The organism is Microbacterium sp. 69-10 (assembly GCF_001897945.1).
Taxonomy (GTDB): domain Bacteria; phylum Actinomycetota; class Actinomycetes; order Actinomycetales; family Microbacteriaceae; genus Microbacterium.
In genome coordinates this window covers 93,986-108,956 of record NZ_MKRT01000012.1, presented here as the reverse complement: position 1 = coordinate 108,956, position 14,971 = coordinate 93,986, and the positions used below count along the sequence as shown (strand labels likewise).

Below are 14,971 nucleotides of genomic sequence, written 5' to 3'. Positions count from 1 at the left end.
CTTCCATGAGCGAATCCACAAAGGCTGTGGGGACCGGCCCCGTCGACGATGACGCCGCCGCTCTCGCCGAACTCGGCTACAAGCAGGAACTCCATCGCGGGATGTCGGGCTTCTCGAACTTCGCGGTGTCGTTCTCGATCATCTCGATCCTGGCCGGCTGCATCACGTCCTTCAACATCGCGCTGAAGTCGGGGGGACCGAGCGCGATCACCATCGGATGGCCGCTGGTCGGCGTCTTCGTGCTGTGCGTCGCGCTGGCGATGGCGGAGGTCTGCTCCCGCTATCCCACCGCCGGCGGCCTGTACTTCTGGGCCGGACGCCTGGCCAAGAAGAACAAGCGCCAGTGGGCCTGGTTCGTCGGGTGGTACAACTTCCTCGGCGAGGTCGCGGTGACCGCCGCCATCGACTACGGCGCGGCCGCCACCATGATGGCCTTCGCCAACCTGATGTGGGGGACCGAGGTCACCGCGCTGAACACCTTCCTGCTGTTCGTGGTGCTGATCGTCGTCCACGGCCTGCTGAACACCTTCGGCGTGAACCTGGTGAGCCTGCTCTCCTCGGTGTCGGCGTGGTGGCACATCGTCGGCGTCGTGATCATCGTCGCCGTGCTGTGGATCATGCCCTCGCAGCACCAGGACGTCGCCTGGACCTTCACCACCTGGCACAACGAGACCGGCTGGGGCTTCGGCCCCTACGTGTTCCTGATGGGGCTGCTGATGGCCCAGTACACCTACACCGGCTACGACGCCTCTGCGCACGTCGCGGAGGAGACCAAGAACGCCTCGGTCGCGGCGCCGAAGGGCATCGTGATGAGCGTGCTGATCTCGATCATCGGCGGCTGGATCCTGCTGTACACGATCGTCGCGGCGATCCAGGACGGCAGCGAGGCGGGGCTGTCGAAGATCGTCGGCACGGGTCTCGGCTCCGGCCCGGCGCAGATCTTCATGGACGCGCTGAACAACCCCGACGTCGCGAAGTTCCTGCTGTTCATCGTGTGCGGCGCGCAGTTCTTCTGCGGCATGGCATCCGTCACCGCCAACTCGCGGATGAGCTACGCGTTCTCGCGGGACAACGCGATCCCCGGCGCTCGGCTGTGGGCGCAGGTGAACAAGCGCACCGGAACGCCGACCAACTCGATCTGGCTGTGCGTGGTGCTGTCGATCGTCGTCACGGTCCCCGCGCTGTTCAACACGACCGCGTACGCCGCCGTCACCTCCATCGCGGTGATCGGCCTGTACATCGCCTACGTGACCCCGGTGTTCCTGCGCCGGCTGAACCCGGCGTTCCAGCCGGGGCCGTGGAACCTCGGCCGCTGGAGCGCTCTGATCGGCTGGATCGCGGTGGTCTGGGTGGTGTTCATCGTCATCCTGTTCGTGCTGCCGCCGGTCACCCCGATCACGGTCGACACGTTCAACTACGCGCCGATCGCCGTCGTCGTCGTCGCCATCCTGTCGATCGTGCTGTGGTACGCCTACGGCAAGCGCGACTTCATGAACAGCAGCGCAGAGGCCGAGCACCTCACAAAGTCCGCGGACACGCTGCTCGACGAGTGAGTGCGACCGGACGACGATGATGGACTCCCTCCTGGTCGATGCCGCGCTGCACCCGGTGCGCGGGCAGATGGCATTCGAATCCTGCGTGGAGCAGCTCGGATCAGCCATCCAGCTCGGCATCTTCCGGGTGGGCGAGAAGCTGCCCGGCGAGCGCGACCTCGCCGAGCGGCTGAACGTCTCGCGCGCCACCCTCCGGGAGGCCATCAGTGCCCTCCGCGCCGCCGGGCTCGTCTCGACGACCCGCGGGCGCGGAGGGGGCACCGTCGTCGAGCCGCCGAAGGAGGCGTGGCCGGCCGGCCAGCATCCGCCGCGCCGAGCCGAGATCGACGACCTGATCATCTTCCGCTCGGTGATCGAACCGGGCGCGGCGCACCGCGCCGCGCTCACCGATCTCACCGACGAGCAGCGGCAGCTGCTGCAGACCGGCCTCGCCGAGGTCGACGCCGCCGAGACGCCCGCCGACTACCGGCAGGCGGATGCCAGGCTCCACCTCGCCATCAGCACGGTCTGCGGGTCGGACGAGCTCGCGCACGCCTGCAGCGGCGTGCAGGCGAAGATCCACCAGCTGCTCGCCGAGATCCCATTCCTCAAGAAGAACATCGAACACGCCGACGCCGAGCACCGGGAGATCGTCACGGCGATCCTCGACGGCGACGCCGAGCGCGCGCGCCGGGTCATGGCAGCGCACTGCGACGCCACGGCCGCACTCCTGAAGGGCCTTCTGAAATGAGCACGATGAACATCACCCCCACACCTCCTCGCAACGGTCGGATGCTGACCGTCGACCGCCTGCGCGGAATGATCCTGGAGGGGGAGATCGACACGGTCGTCCTCGCCTTCACCGACATGCAGGGCCGGCTGCAGGGCAAGCTGCTGCACGCCCGCTTCTTCCTCGACTCCGTGCTGGGCCACGGCACCGAGGGCTGCAACTACCTGCTCGCCGTCGACGTCGACATGAACACGGTCGACGGCTACGACCACGCGTCCTGGGCGAGCGGCTACGGCGACATGGAGTTCATCCCCGACCTGTCGACCATCCGGCTGATGCCGCACCGCCCCGGCAGCGTGCTGATCCAGTGCGACCTGACCAGCACGACCGGCGAGGCGGTGCGGGTGTCGCCGCGCAGCATGCTGCGCGCGCAGGTCGATCGTGCGGCGGCGCACGGCTGGAAGGCCGTCGCCGGCACCGAACTGGAGTTCGTGATCTACAACACGCCCTACGAGAAGGCGTGGGACGACGGCTACCGCAACCTGATCCCGGCCAACCGGTACAACATCGACTACTCCATCCTGGGCTCCTCGATCGTCGAGCCGCTGCTGCGCGACATCCGCAACACCATGTACTCGTCGGGGCTGACGGTCGAGTCGGCCAAGGGGGAGTGCAACTTCGGCCAGCACGAGATCGCGTTCCTGTTCGACGAGGTGATCGCGACCGCCGACAACCACTCCTACTACAAGACCGCGGCGAAGGACATCGCCCGTCAGCACGGCCAGTCGATCACTTTCATGGCCAAGCCGAACCAGCGAGAGGGCAACTCCTGTCACGTGCACATGTCGCTGCGCGGCAAGGAGGACGACGGCCTGGTCTTCTGGGACGAGCAGAACGGCCGCCGCTCCGCCGTGTACGACCACTTCATCGCGGGCGTGCTGGCGACGATGCGCGAGTTCACGCTGTTCTACGCACCGAACATCAACTCCTACAAGCGCTTCGTGAAGGGCTCGTTCGCGCCCACGTCCGTCGCGTGGGGCATCGACAACCGCACCACCGCGGTGCGGCTGGTCGGCAGCGGGAAGAGCGCCCGGATGGAGAACCGCCTCCCCGGCGGCGACATGAACCCGTATCTCGGGCTGGCGGCGATGCTCGCCGGCGGCCTGTACGGCATCGAGAACGAGCTCTCGCTCGAGGCGGAGACCCGTGGCAACGCCTACGAGTCGGGGGCGCCGGTCGTGCCGACCACCATGCACGAGGCCCGTGACACGCTGGCGAACTCCGAGATCGCCGCGCAGGTGTTCGGCGAGGACGTCGTCCGGCACTACGTGCATTACGCGGATGTCGAGATCGAGGCCTTCGACGCCGCCGTCACCGATTGGGAGCTGACCCGCGGATTCGAGAGGCTGTGAACATGAGGATCCCCACCACCCCGTTCGGCGCCGGCGGCGCCTTCACGGTGCTGAACCCCGCGACCGGCGCTGCCGTCGGCACCGTCCCGCAGGCCGATCTCGCCGAGACGGATGCCGCGATCGAGCGCGCGCATCGCGCCTATCCCGCCTGGCGCGCCATCGCTCCCGCGGAGCGGGCCCGGCTGATGCGCTCGTTCGCCTCGGTCGTCGACGCTCACATCGACGAGCTCGCCGACCTCGAGGTCGCAGGGGCGGGGCACACCATCGGCAACGCCCGCTGGGAGGCGGGCAACGTCCGCGACGTGCTGAACTACTACAGCGCTGCGCCCGAGCGGCACTTCGGCAGGCAGATCCCGGTACCGGGCGGCGTGGACATCACCTTCCACGAACCGCTCGGCGTGGTCGGCATCATCGTGCCGTGGAACTTCCCCATGCCGATCGCCGGCTGGGGCTTCGGCCCGGCTCTCGCAGCAGGCAACAGCGTCGTGCTCAAGCCCGCCGAGCTCACCCCGCTCACCGCCATGCGGCTCGGCGAGCTGGCGCTCGAAGCGGGCGTCCCCGAGGGCGTGTTCACCGTGATCCCGGGCAAGGGCCGGATCGTCGGCGACCGTTTCGTGACGCATCCGCTGGTGCGCAAGGTGTGCTTCACCGGCTCCACCGACGTCGGCAAGGGCATCATGCGCGGCTGTGCAGACCAGGTCAAGCGGCTGACGCTGGAGCTCGGCGGCAAGAACGCGAACATCGTCTTCGAGGACGCCGACCTCGAACGGGCTGCGGCATCCGCGCCCGGAGCAGGCCTCGACAACGCGGGGCAGGACTGCTGCGCCCGCTCGCGCATCCTCGTGCAGCAGAGCGTCTACGATCGGTTCCTGGAGCTGCTGCAGCCCGCCGTGGAGTCGTTCCGCGTGAAGGATCCCGCTGCCGAGGACGCGGAGATGGGGCCGCTCATCTCGGCGAAGCAGCGCGATTCGGTCGCCGATGCGCTGGCGGGCGCCGATGTCGCGTTCCGCGGTCAGGCTCCGGACGCCTCCAGCGGGTACTGGCTCGCCCCGACCGTGGTCATGCCGCGGGGAGCGTCCGATCCGGTGTGGTCGCAGGAGCTGTTCGGCCCGGTGCTGGCCGTCATGCCGTTCACTGACGAAGCGGATGCCATCGCCAAGGCCAACGACACCGAGTACGGCCTGTCCGGCTCGATCTTCACCCGCGACGTCGGCCGTGCGCTGCGCGTCGCGCGCGGCGTGGAGAGCGGCAACCTGTCGGTGAACTCGCACTCCTCCGTGCGCTACTGGACCCCGTTCGGCGGGTTCAAGCAGTCGGGTCTGGGGCGCGAGCTCGGACCGGATGCACCGGACTCCTTCTCCGAGGTGAAGAACGTCTTCATCTCGACCGACAATTGATCAGATCTCAGGAAAGACGACAGGGAGAGCAGATGGGAAAGCTGGACGGCAAGGTCGGCGTCATCACCGGCGGGTGCAGCGGGATCGGCCTCGCGACGGCGAGGAAGTTCGTCGCGGAGGGCGCCAAGGTCGTGATCGGCGACCTCGATGAGGTGAACGGTCCGCGCATCGCCGAGGAGCTCGACGGCGTGTTCGTGAAGGTGAACGTCACGGACCAGGCCGAGGTCGAGAACCTGTTCAAGGTCGCGAACGACACCTACGGTCACATCGACATCGCCTTCAACAACGCCGGCATCTCCCCGGCATCCGACGACTCGATCCTGAAGACCGGCATCGACGCCTGGAACCTGGTGCAGGACGTCAACCTCACGAGCGTCTACTACTGCTGCAAGGCCGTGCTCCAGTACATGCTCGAGCAGGGCAAGGGCTCGATCATCAACACGGCGTCGTTCGTCGCGATCATGGGAGCAGCCACCTCGCAGATCTCGTACACGGCGTCCAAGGGCGGCGTGCTGGCGATGACCCGTGAGCTGGGCGTGCAGTTCGCGCGCAAGGGCATCCGCGTGAACGCGCTCTGCCCCGGCCCGGTGAACACGCCGCTGCTGCAGGAGCTGTTCGCGAAGGACCCCGAGCGGGCCGCGCGCCGGCTGATCCACGTGCCCATGGGACGCTTCGCCGAGCCGGAGGAGATCGCGAACGCGGTAGCCTTCCTGGGCAGCGACGAATCCAGCTTCATCACCGCGATGGACTTCCTTGTGGACGGAGGTCTGTCCAACGCCTACGTCACACCCCTGGAGAGCGACTTTGAGTGATCCTTCGCCGGAGCAGGCGGCCGTGCGGCCCGTCATCGGCATCAGCACCTACCGGCAGCTGGCCAACTGGGGCGACTGGCGCCACATCCCGGCCGACCTGCTGCCCGCCGACTACGCGCTCTCGGTCGAGCGCGCCGGCGGCGTGCCGGTGCTGCTCCCGCCGCTCGGCTCGGCCGAGTCCGCGCGGATCGCGCTGAGCCGGATCGACGGTCTGCTGATAGCGGGCGGGGCGGACATCAACCCCGCCCGCTACGGGCAGGAGCCCCACGAGCACGTCACCACCTGGTACGACGACCGGGATGCCTGGGAGCTGTGGCTGCTCGCGGAGGCGGATCGGGAGCGGCTGCCGACGCTGGGCATCTGCCGCGGGATGCAGATGATGGCGGTGGCCGCCGGCGGATCGCTGGTGCAGCACCTGCCGGACGTCGTCGGGCACGGCGATCACGGGGGCACCCCGGCCGGGTACAGCTCGACCGACGTCACGGTCGACGGCGAAGGACGCATCGCCGCACTGATCGCCGATCGCCTGACGGTGCCGAGCCACCATCATCAGGCGGTCGACGAGCACCCCGGGTTCCGTGTCGTCGCCCGCGACGGCGACGGGGTCGTGCAGGCCATGGAGGCCGACGGTGATCGTTTCGCGGTGGGGGTGCAGTGGCATCCGGAGACCGCCGACGACTCGGGCGTCTTCGACGGTCTGGTGGCCGCGGCCCGGGAGCGCGCCGCGCGCCGAGGCTGAGCCGGAGGGCCCTGCCGCTAGACTCGAGCAAGCACGACGAGCAGGAGAACCGGTGGCGGACAAGGTGACGAAGACCAAGTCGAAGGCGACGAAGGGGGACGACCTCCCGATCGGCCCGACGGGTCGCCCGTACCACGGCTTCGACGTCCCTGCGCCGCTGGACTCGCACGGCCCCGCGCGCATCATCGCGCTGTGCAACCAGAAGGGCGGCGTCGGCAAGACGACCACGTCGATCAACCTGGCCGCTTCTCTCGCCGAGTACGGCCGCCGGGTGCTCGCCGTCGACTTCGACCCGCAGGGTGCGCTCTCGGCCGGACTCGGCATCACCGTGCACGACGTGCCGACTGTCTACGACCTGCTGCTGGACACCAAGCGCGACCCGCGCGAGGCGATCGTGCAGTCCTCGACCCCGAACCTCGACGTGCTGCCGGCGAACATCGACCTGTCCGCCGCCGAGGTGCACCTGGTCAACGAGGTCGCCCGCGAGACGATCCTCGCCCGCGTGCTGCGGCACGTGGCGGGGGAGTACGACGTCATCCTGATCGACTGCCAGCCCTCGCTCGGGCTGCTCACCGTCAACGCGCTGACGGCCGCGCACGGCGTGCTCATTCCGCTGGAGTGCGAGTTCTTCGCGCTGCGCGGCGTGGCCCTGCTCATCGAGACGATCGACAAGGTGCGCGACCGACTGAACCCGTCGATCAAGCTCGACGGACTGCTCGCCACCATGTACGACCCGCGCACGCTGCACTCCCGTGAGGTGCTGGAGCGCGTCGTCGAGGCCTTCGGCGACGACGTGCTCGAGACCGTGATCGGCCGCACCGTGAAGTTCCCCGACGCCTCGGTGTCGGGCGTGCCCATCACCGAGTTCGCGCCGGAGCACGCAGCCGCCCAGGCCTACCTGCGACTGGCGCGGGAGCTGGTCGCCCGTGGCGCCGTCGCCTGAGGACGCTTCGACGGGCCCGGTGGACCAGGATGCGGATGCATCCGGGTTCCGGGTCTCGCTGTCGAACTTCGACGGCCCGTTCGACCTGCTGCTGAACCTGATCTCCAAGCACGAGCTGGACATCACCGAGGTGTCGCTGAGCAGGGTGACGAACGAGTTCATCTCGTACCTGCGCGATCTCGACGGTCCGGACGAGCTGGACCAGGCGTCCGAGTTCCTCGTCGTCGCAGCGACCCTGCTGGACATGAAGGTGGCGGGGCTGCTGCCGCAGGGCGAACTGGTGGATGCCGAGTCCGTCGCGCTGCTCGAGGCCCGCGACCTGCTGTTCGCCCGGCTGCTGCAGTACCGCGCCTTCAAGGAGGTCTCCGCCTGGTTCGCGCGCTGCCTGCAGCGGGAGGACCGTCGGCACGTGCGGGCGGCACCGCTCGACGAGAAGCACCGCAAGAAGACCCCGGAGCTGGTGTGGTCGCTGAGCGTGGACGACTTCGCAGCGCTCGCGCTGCTGGCGTTCGCGCCGAAGGAGATCCCCTCGGTGGGGCTCGATCACCTGCACGCGCCACTGGTCAGCATCCGGGAGCAGGCGGCCGTCGTCGTCACGCTGCTGCGCAGCACCGACTCGCTGACGTTCCGCGAACTGGTGAGCGGGGTGAGCGAGCCCGGTATCGTCGTGGCGCGCTTCATCTCGGTGCTCGAGCTGTACCGGCACGCCGCGCTCTCCTTCGAGCAGCTCGAGCCCCTGGGCGAGCTGACCCTGCGCTGGTCGGCGGAGAACTGGTCGGACGAGCAGCTGGCGACGCTCGGCGCGGATTACGACAGGTGAGCGGATCATGACAGAGCCCATGGCCGAAGATGAGGAATTCCGGATGAGTGAGGATGCCCGGATGAGTGAGGATGCCGTCCTCGAGACGACCCTGGAGACGCCGCTGAGCGAGCGCGTCGAGGCGATCCTGCTGATCGTCGACGAGCCGATCGCCCTGGTCGCCCTCGCGGCGGCCGTGCACGCGCCCGTCCCCGCCGTGCGGCAGACGCTCGAGACGCTGGTCGACGACTACGACGGCCGCGGCACCGGGCCGCGTCGCGGCTTCGAGCTGCGCGAGGTGGGCGGCGGCTGGCGCCTCTACGTCCGCGAGGACCACGACGACCTGGTCGCGGACTTCATCGGCGGGCAGGCACCCGCGCGCCTGTCGCAGGCGGCGCTGGAGACCCTGGCCGTCATCGCCTACAAGCAGCCGGTCACGCGAGGGCAGGTGGCATCCATCCGCGCCGTGAACGTGGATTCGGTCGTGCGCACGCTGCTGGCGCGGGGACTGATCACCGAGCTGTTCGCCGACTCCGAGACCGGCGCGATCAACTACGGCACCACCGACCAGCTGCTGCAGCACCTGGGGATCAACTCGATCGACGAGCTGCCCCCGATCTCACCGCTGCTCGATGACGGGGCCGACGGCTTCGATGAGGGAGTGACCCGATGAGCACCGCAGGAAACCAGGAAAGTGACGGTGTGCGGCTGCAGAAGGCGCTGGCCAATGCGGGCGTCGCGTCGCGACGCGTGATCGAGCAGTACATCGTCGAGGGGCGCATCCGTGTCAACGGCCGTACGGTCAGCGAGCTCGGCACCCGCATCGACCCGGAGACCGACCTGATCGACGTGGACGGCACGGCCGTGCAGCTGGACGTGTCCAAGCGGTACGTCATGCTCAACAAGCCCACCGGCATCTACAGCACCATGCGCGACGAGAAGGGCCGGCCCGACCTGCGCCGCTTCACGAAGGAGTGGGAGGAGCGCCTCTACAACGTCGGCCGGCTGGATGCCGAGACCAGCGGGCTGCTGATCCTCACCAACGACGGCGAGCTCGCGCACGTGCTCGCGCACCCCTCGTTCGGCGTGACGAAGGTGTACATCGCGAAGGTGACAGGCACGGTGACCGCGCAGACGATCGCCAAGCTGACCCGCGGCTTCGACCTGGAGGACGGCCCGATCAAGGCCGACAAGGCGCGGCTGCTGGACGCGTCGCGGGGGAGCAGCCTGGTCGAGCTGACCCTGCACTCCGGGCGGAACCGGATCGTGCGTCGCATGATGGCCGCCGTCGGTCATCCGGTCGAGGAGCTCGTGCGTCGCCAGTTCGGTCCGCTGCACCTGGGAACTCTCCCGGTCGGGAAGGCCAGGGAGCTGACTAAAATCGAACGAGGCGCATTGCTGACTCTGTCGCGCCAGGACACACCTGCGGCCGCGGGAGATGACGACAAGCAGGAGACCGAGTGAGCGACACCACGAACGCCCGCGCATCGCGCGTGTCGGGCACCGTGCGTATCGTCGGCGCGGGCCTGCTCGGCGCGAGCATCGGACACGCGCTGCGGTCGCACGACGTGGACGTGGTGCTCTCCGACGCCTCGCCCTCGCAGCTGCGGCTCGCGATCGACTACGGAGCAGGACGTGCGGCGCGCGACGACGATGCTCCGAACCTGATCGTGGTGGCGGTGCCGCCGGACGTGACCGCCGACGTCATCCAGGCAGAGCTCGAGGCGCACCCGGATGCCGTGGTGACCGACGTCGCGAGCGTCAAGCTGAAGCCGTACCAGGAGCTGCGCCGTCGCGGCGTCGACCTCACTCGTTACATCGGCTCGCATCCGCTCGCGGGACGTGAGCGCGGTGGGGCGATCTCGGCGCGCGCCGACCTGTTCATCGGCCGTCCGTGGGTGGTGTGCCGCGACGAGGAGACCCGTGCCGCCGACCTCGCACTGGTCGAGGCGCTCGCGCTGGACCTCGGTGCCACGCCGCTGGAGATGACCCCGGAGGAGCACGATCGCTCCGTCGCGCTGACCTCGCACGTGCCCCAGGTGGTGGCGAGCCTGCTGGCCGCCCGCCTCGCGGATGCCGATGCAGACGCGCTGCAGCTGGCGGGCCAGGGCGTGCGCGACACGACGCGCATCGCGGCATCCGCCCCCGAGCTGTGGGTTCAGATCCTGAGCGCGAACGCCGAGCCCGTCGTCGAGGTGCTCGACGCGCTCGCATCCGATCTGCGCGCCGTCTCCGACGCGCTGCGCGAGCCGGACGCGCCGGGCGCGCGCCGTGCGGTGGCGGATGCCATCCGGCAGGGCAACGAGGGTGTGGAACGGCTCCCGGGCAAGCACGGCCAGAACCGCCGCTTCGAGCAGCTCATCGTCATGGTCGACGACACCCCCGGCCAGCTGGGCCGCCTGTTCGGCGAGCTGGGCGAGCTGGGCGTGAACGTGGAGGACCTGCGCCTGGAGCACTCGCCCGGGGCGCAGTTCGGCCTGGCCGACATCAGCGTGGCGCCGGCCGCGCTGCGCGGCGCCATCGAGGGCCTGGAAGCACGCGGCTGGCGGATTGCAGGGAACACCAATGACTGACGCGCACAAGTTCATCGCGATCGACGGGCCCGCCGGGTCCGGCAAGTCCAGCGTCTCCAAGGCCGTGGCGCGTCGCCTCGGCTACGGCTACCTCGACACCGGCGCGGCCTACCGTGCGCTCGCCTGGCATGTGCTGGAGCGCGGGGCGGACACCGCGGATGCCGAGGCCGTGCGCTCCGCAGCATCCGAGTTCCCCCTGTCGCAGCAGCTCGACCCCGACGACCGCCGCGTGCTGGTCGGTGGCGTCGACGTGACCGACGCGATCCGCGACCCCCGCGTGTCCGCCGCGGTGAGCGGCGTGGCGCGCGTGCCCGAGGTGCGCGTGCAGGTGAACGAGATCTTCCGGCGGATGGTGGCGGAGTCCGCCTATCCCGCCGTGGTCGTCGAGGGCCGTGACATCACGACCGTCGTCGCCCCGGATGCGCCGGTGCGCATCCTGCTGACCGCCGCACCCGAGGTGCGCGCCGCCCGCCGTGCGGGCGAGCTCGCCGGCTCGGACGCGGCCGCCGTCGGCGAGGCCATGCGCAAGCGCGATGCCTCCGACAGCAGCGTCGTCGACTTCCTCAACGCCGCCCCCGGCGTGACGGTGGTCGACTCCACGCACCTGGATTTCACACAGACCATCGACGCCGTGCTCGCTGTGATCGAGCGCGCCTTCGATGCCGACAAGGAGCCCCACCATGGCTGATGAAGAGTACGAGGGCGGCCCCGACCACCTCGCCGAGAAGATGGCCGAGCTCGACGAGCAGCTGGCCGACCAGCGCGCCGACCTCATGCGCGCGACCCTCGCGGACTACGACCTGGACGAGGAGGACGCGCACCTGCTCGAGGGCGTGACCCTCGGCGAGGACGGCATCACGGTCATGCCGGCGCTGCCGGTCGTGGCGATCGTGGGCCGCCCGAACGTGGGCAAGTCGGCGCTGGTGAACCGCATCCTCGGCCGCCGCGAGGCGGTCGTGGAGGACACCCCCGGCGTCACGCGCGACCGCGTCACCTACAAGGCCGAGTGGATGGAGCGGCGTTTCTCGCTCGTCGACACCGGCGGGTGGGAGCCCGATGCCAAGGGCATCGACCGCTCCGTGGCAGCGCAGGCCGAGGTCGCGATCGACCTGGCCGACATGGTGCTGTTCGTCGTCGACGCGAAGGTCGGCGCCACCTCCACCGACGAGCACGTCGTCAAGCTGCTGCGCAAGAGCGGCAAGCCGGTGTTCCTCATCGCGAACAAGATCGACGACGCCCGGCAGGAGCCCGAGGCGGCTGCGCTGTGGAACCTGGGCCTGGGGGAGCCGTACCCCGTCTCCGCCATCCACGGACGCGGCGTCGCCGACCTGCTGGACATGATCGTGGAGAAGCTGCCCGAGGTATCGGCGGTGGCCAAGGCCGAGATCGGCGGACCGCGCCGCGTGGCGATCCTGGGCCGGCCGAACGTCGGCAAGTCCTCGCTGCTCAACAAGGCGGCCAAGGAGGAGCGCGTGGTCGTCAACGACCTCGCGGGCACCACGCGCGACCCGGTGGACGAGATCGTCGAGCTGGGCGGCAAGATGTGGCGGCTGGTCGACACCGCAGGCATCCGTCGTCGTGTGCACCTGCAGCAGGGCGCCGACTTCTACGCCTCGCTGCGCACCTCCGCGGCGCTGGAGAAGGCCGAGGTCGCGATCGTCGTCCTCGACGTGAGCCAGCCGATCAGCGTGCAGGACCTCAACATCGTCGACATGGTGCTGGAGTCGGGCCGTGCACTGGTGCTCGCGTTCAACAAGTGGGATCGCCTGTCGGACGACGACATGGAGAACTCCGACCGCCGCCGGTACCTGGAGCGCGAGATCGAGCAGGACCTGGCGCACGTCGCGTGGGCTCCGCGCGTGAACATCTCGGCGAAGACCGGATGGCACTTCGACAAGCTCGTGCCCGCCCTGGAGCGCGCGCTGGAGAACTGGGATCGCCGTATCCCGACCGGCAAGTTCAACGCGTTCATCACCGAGCTCGTGGCCGCGCACCCGCACCCGCTGCGTGGCGGCAAGCAGCCGCGCATCCTGTTCGGAACTCAGGCGTCGACCCGTCCGCCGACATTCGTGCTGTTCACGACGGGCTTCCTCGACCCGGGCTACCGCCGGTTCGTGCAGCGTCGCCTGCGCGAGCTGTACTCCTTCGAGGGCACGCCGATCGTGATCAACATGCGCGTACGGGAGCGCCGGCAGCGCTGACGCTCTCTGAGGCAGAATGGGGAGCGGATGCCATGATCCCGGCATCCGTTCCCGCCTGGCACACGAGGCCCGCCGAAGGAGACTGCGATGACGCACACCCTGCCCCTGCCCGACTTCGCCCACGAGCGCGTGGAGGTGACGACGGGACGGCGCAGCGGACTGTTCATCGCCGTCGCGCTGCACTCCTCGGTGCTCGGCTCCGCCCTCGGCGGGGCACGGCTGTGGACGTACCCGCACTGGAGCGACGCCCTCGGCGACGCGCTGCGCCTTTCGGCCGCGATGACGCTGAAGAACGCCGCGGCCGGCCTGGATGCAGGTGGTGGCAAGTCCGTCATCCGTCTGCAACCGGGGCAGACGCTGGATGCCGACCAGCGTCGCGCCGCATTCCTCGACCTCGGCGACGCCGTGGAGCTTCTCGAGGGCCGTTATCGCACGGCCGAGGACGTGGGCTCGACGACCGAGGACATGCTCACGGTGAGCGAGCGCACGCAGCATGTGGTCGGGCTGCCGTCGACCGTCGGTGGTTCGGGTGAGCCCGCAGGGCCGACGAGCCTGGGCGTGCACGCCTCGCTGCAGGCCGTGCTGGAGCGTGTCTCCGGATCGGCCTCCGCCGAGGGGCGCCGGATCACGATCTCGGGCCTCGGACAGGTCGGCGGACGCCTCGCGGCACGCCTGGCGGAGCAGGGCGCGCGGCTGACCGTGACCGACATCAACCCCGCGCGGCGCTCGTTCGCCGAGGAGATCGGTGCGACCTGGGTCGAGCCGGGCACCGAACACCTGGTCGCCGGCGACGTGTTCGTTCCCGCCGGCATCGGCGGTGTGCTGACCGATGAGGTCATCGACGCACTGGACGTGAAAGCCGTGTGCGGACCCGCGAACAACCCGCTGGCCGAGCGCTCCGGAGCGGATCGCCTCGCGGGGCGCGGCATCCTGTACGCGCCCGACTTCGTGGTCAACGCGGGCGGTGTGATCTACCTCGACCTGGAGGCGAAGCAGCTCGGCACGAGCGACGAGATCATGTCCCGTGTCGCAGCGATCGGCGACACCGTGCGCACCATCCTGGGCGACGCCGAGGAGCGGGGCATCACGCCGCTGCAGGCGGCCGAGGAGCTCGCCGCATCGCGGCTGCGTGCCGGTGCCGCGGTGGGTGCGCGGTAACGCGAGAACGGCTGACGAGAGGACGGCGATGGGCGACGGGACGCGGCACGAGGTGGAGGTGCTCACCTCGGTGAGCGATGAGGATGCCGCCGACCTGCGGCACCTGCTCGGCCTGCTGTCGACGACCGCGGTGTTCGATCGGGCTCGCATCGAGTCGATGGTCGCCCATGACGCGACGGAGATGCTGATCGTCCGGGAGCGAGGGCGCATCGTCGGCATGACGACGGTCGTCACGTTCCCGCTCCCGACGGGCATCCGCGGGATCGTCGAGGATGTCGCCGTCCACGAGTCGATGCGCGGGAAGGGGATCGCCCGTCTGCTGCTGCAGCGGGCGACCCTTCTCGCGCGCGAGCACGGGCTGAGGACGCTGGATCTGACCTCGCGCCCGTCGCGCGAGGCGGCGCTGCGGCTGTACGAGTCGGTCGGGTTCGTCCGCCGTGACACGAACGTGCTGCGCTACGCGCCGGATGCCGTGAGCTGACTCACTTCGTCTTCGTGGCCGCTGCGTCGCGCAGCTGTGAAAGGCTGAACGGGTGACGATCATTCCTGTGCAACCCGGTGAGCCGCGCCGTCCGGACGGACCGCGGGATCCGGGGGACGCGTGGGTCGTCGCGGAGTCGGGTGAGCGGTACTGGGGTCGATTCGGTGCCGCCGGTGTGCTCGCGTTCGACCCCG

General features: G+C 69.5%; 15 protein-coding genes. All 15 read left to right on the top strand.

The features are described from left to right. The first annotated feature begins 5 nt into the window (after positions 1-5). The 15 genes from BGN97_RS05170 to BGN97_RS05100 all read left to right on the top strand — a co-directional run bounded on the left by BGN97_RS05170 (position 6) and on the right by BGN97_RS05100 (position 14,777). On the top strand, positions 6-1,553 hold the full coding sequence (locus tag BGN97_RS05170; protein ID WP_292698609.1) for an amino acid permease: 1,548 nt from the start codon (positions 6-8) through the stop codon (positions 1,551-1,553). Positions 1,554-1,569: 16 nt separating this feature from the next. Further along, positions 1,570-2,283 carry an FCD domain-containing protein gene (locus tag BGN97_RS05165; RefSeq protein WP_292698592.1) on the top strand — a complete coding sequence of 238 codons (714 nt, stop codon included), beginning with the start codon at positions 1,570-1,572 and terminating at the stop codon, positions 2,281-2,283. Positions 2,284-2,288: 5 nt separating this feature from the next. Next, positions 2,289-3,674 carry a glutamine synthetase family protein gene (locus BGN97_RS05160; RefSeq protein ID WP_292698590.1) on the top strand — a complete coding sequence of 462 codons (1,386 nt, stop codon included), beginning with the start codon at positions 2,289-2,291 and terminating at the stop codon, positions 3,672-3,674. A gap of 2 nt (positions 3,675-3,676) precedes the next feature. After that, complete coding sequence (locus tag BGN97_RS05155) at positions 3,677-5,071, top strand: aldehyde dehydrogenase family protein (RefSeq protein WP_292698588.1); 1,395 nt, start codon at positions 3,677-3,679, stop codon at positions 5,069-5,071. Positions 5,072-5,103: 32 nt separating this feature from the next. Then, positions 5,104-5,883: a 3-oxoacyl-ACP reductase gene (locus BGN97_RS05150; RefSeq protein WP_292698586.1), complete on the top strand. Its 780-nt coding sequence runs from the start codon at positions 5,104-5,106 to the stop codon at positions 5,881-5,883. A 22-nt stretch (positions 5,884-5,905) separates the two neighbouring features. Continuing rightward, positions 5,906-6,622, top strand: a complete 717-nt coding sequence (locus tag BGN97_RS05145) for a gamma-glutamyl-gamma-aminobutyrate hydrolase family protein (protein WP_292698584.1) — start codon at positions 5,906-5,908, stop codon at positions 6,620-6,622. Between the two features lie 64 nt (positions 6,623-6,686). Then, positions 6,687-7,565, top strand: coding sequence for a ParA family protein (locus tag BGN97_RS05140; RefSeq protein ID WP_292698607.1), 879 nt, complete (start codon positions 6,687-6,689; stop codon positions 7,563-7,565). Continuing rightward, positions 7,549-8,385 (top strand): ScpA family protein, encoded by an 837-nt coding sequence (locus BGN97_RS05135; RefSeq protein WP_292698582.1) that lies wholly within the window; start codon positions 7,549-7,551, stop codon positions 8,383-8,385. The genes BGN97_RS05140 and BGN97_RS05135 overlap by 17 nt, the downstream gene beginning before the upstream one ends. Before the next feature lie 61 nt (positions 8,386-8,446). Beyond that, complete coding sequence (gene scpB / locus BGN97_RS05130; protein ID WP_292698580.1) at positions 8,447-9,037, top strand: SMC-Scp complex subunit ScpB; 591 nt, start codon at positions 8,447-8,449, stop codon at positions 9,035-9,037. Then, the gene (locus BGN97_RS05125; RefSeq protein ID WP_292698578.1) at positions 9,034-9,828 is read left to right on the top strand and encodes a pseudouridine synthase; all 795 of its coding nucleotides are present in this window, start codon (positions 9,034-9,036) and stop codon (positions 9,826-9,828) included. The genes scpB and BGN97_RS05125 overlap by 4 nt, the downstream gene beginning before the upstream one ends. Continuing rightward, positions 9,825-10,937 carry a prephenate dehydrogenase gene (locus tag BGN97_RS05120; protein ID WP_292698576.1) on the top strand — a complete coding sequence of 371 codons (1,113 nt, stop codon included), beginning with the start codon at positions 9,825-9,827 and terminating at the stop codon, positions 10,935-10,937. Before BGN97_RS05125 ends, BGN97_RS05120 begins: the two co-directional genes overlap by 4 nt. Further along, positions 10,930-11,625, top strand: coding sequence for a (d)CMP kinase (gene cmk / locus BGN97_RS05115; protein ID WP_292698574.1), 696 nt, complete (start codon positions 10,930-10,932; stop codon positions 11,623-11,625). Before BGN97_RS05120 ends, cmk begins: the two co-directional genes overlap by 8 nt. Beyond that, positions 11,618-13,138, top strand: a complete 1,521-nt coding sequence (der, locus tag BGN97_RS05110) for a ribosome biogenesis GTPase Der (RefSeq protein ID WP_292698571.1) — start codon at positions 11,618-11,620, stop codon at positions 13,136-13,138. Before cmk ends, der begins: the two co-directional genes overlap by 8 nt. A gap of 87 nt (positions 13,139-13,225) precedes the next feature. Further along, entirely contained in the window at positions 13,226-14,296 is a 1,071-nt protein-coding gene (locus BGN97_RS05105) for a Glu/Leu/Phe/Val dehydrogenase family protein (RefSeq protein WP_292698569.1), read from the top strand. A 28-nt stretch (positions 14,297-14,324) separates the two neighbouring features. Beyond that, entirely contained in the window at positions 14,325-14,777 is a 453-nt protein-coding gene (locus BGN97_RS05100) for a GNAT family N-acetyltransferase (protein ID WP_292698567.1), read from the top strand. The last annotated feature ends 194 nt before the right edge of the window (positions 14,778-14,971 follow it).

Excerpts from the sequence above, each read along its gene's own strand:
- BGN97_RS05170 (WP_292698609.1), top strand. The coding sequence starts at position 6 with ATGAGCGAATCCACAAAGGCTGTGGGGACCGGCCCCGTCGACGATGAC.
- BGN97_RS05165 (WP_292698592.1), top strand. The coding sequence starts at position 1,570 with ATGATGGACTCCCTCCTGGTCGATGCCGCGCTGCACCCGGTGCGCGGG.
- BGN97_RS05160 (WP_292698590.1), top strand. The coding sequence starts at position 2,289 with ATGAACATCACCCCCACACCTCCTCGCAACGGTCGGATGCTGACCGTC.
- BGN97_RS05155 (WP_292698588.1), top strand. The coding sequence starts at position 3,677 with ATGAGGATCCCCACCACCCCGTTCGGCGCCGGCGGCGCCTTCACGGTG.
- BGN97_RS05150 (WP_292698586.1), top strand. The coding sequence starts at position 5,104 with ATGGGAAAGCTGGACGGCAAGGTCGGCGTCATCACCGGCGGGTGCAGC.
- scpB (WP_292698580.1), top strand. The coding sequence starts at position 8,447 with ATGAGTGAGGATGCCGTCCTCGAGACGACCCTGGAGACGCCGCTGAGC.
- BGN97_RS05125 (WP_292698578.1), top strand. The coding sequence starts at position 9,034 with ATGAGCACCGCAGGAAACCAGGAAAGTGACGGTGTGCGGCTGCAGAAG.
- cmk (WP_292698574.1), top strand. The coding sequence starts at position 10,930 with ATGACTGACGCGCACAAGTTCATCGCGATCGACGGGCCCGCCGGGTCC.
- der (WP_292698571.1), top strand. The coding sequence starts at position 11,618 with ATGGCTGATGAAGAGTACGAGGGCGGCCCCGACCACCTCGCCGAGAAG.
- BGN97_RS05105 (WP_292698569.1), top strand. The coding sequence starts at position 13,226 with ATGACGCACACCCTGCCCCTGCCCGACTTCGCCCACGAGCGCGTGGAG.
- BGN97_RS05100 (WP_292698567.1), top strand. The coding sequence starts at position 14,325 with ATGGGCGACGGGACGCGGCACGAGGTGGAGGTGCTCACCTCGGTGAGC.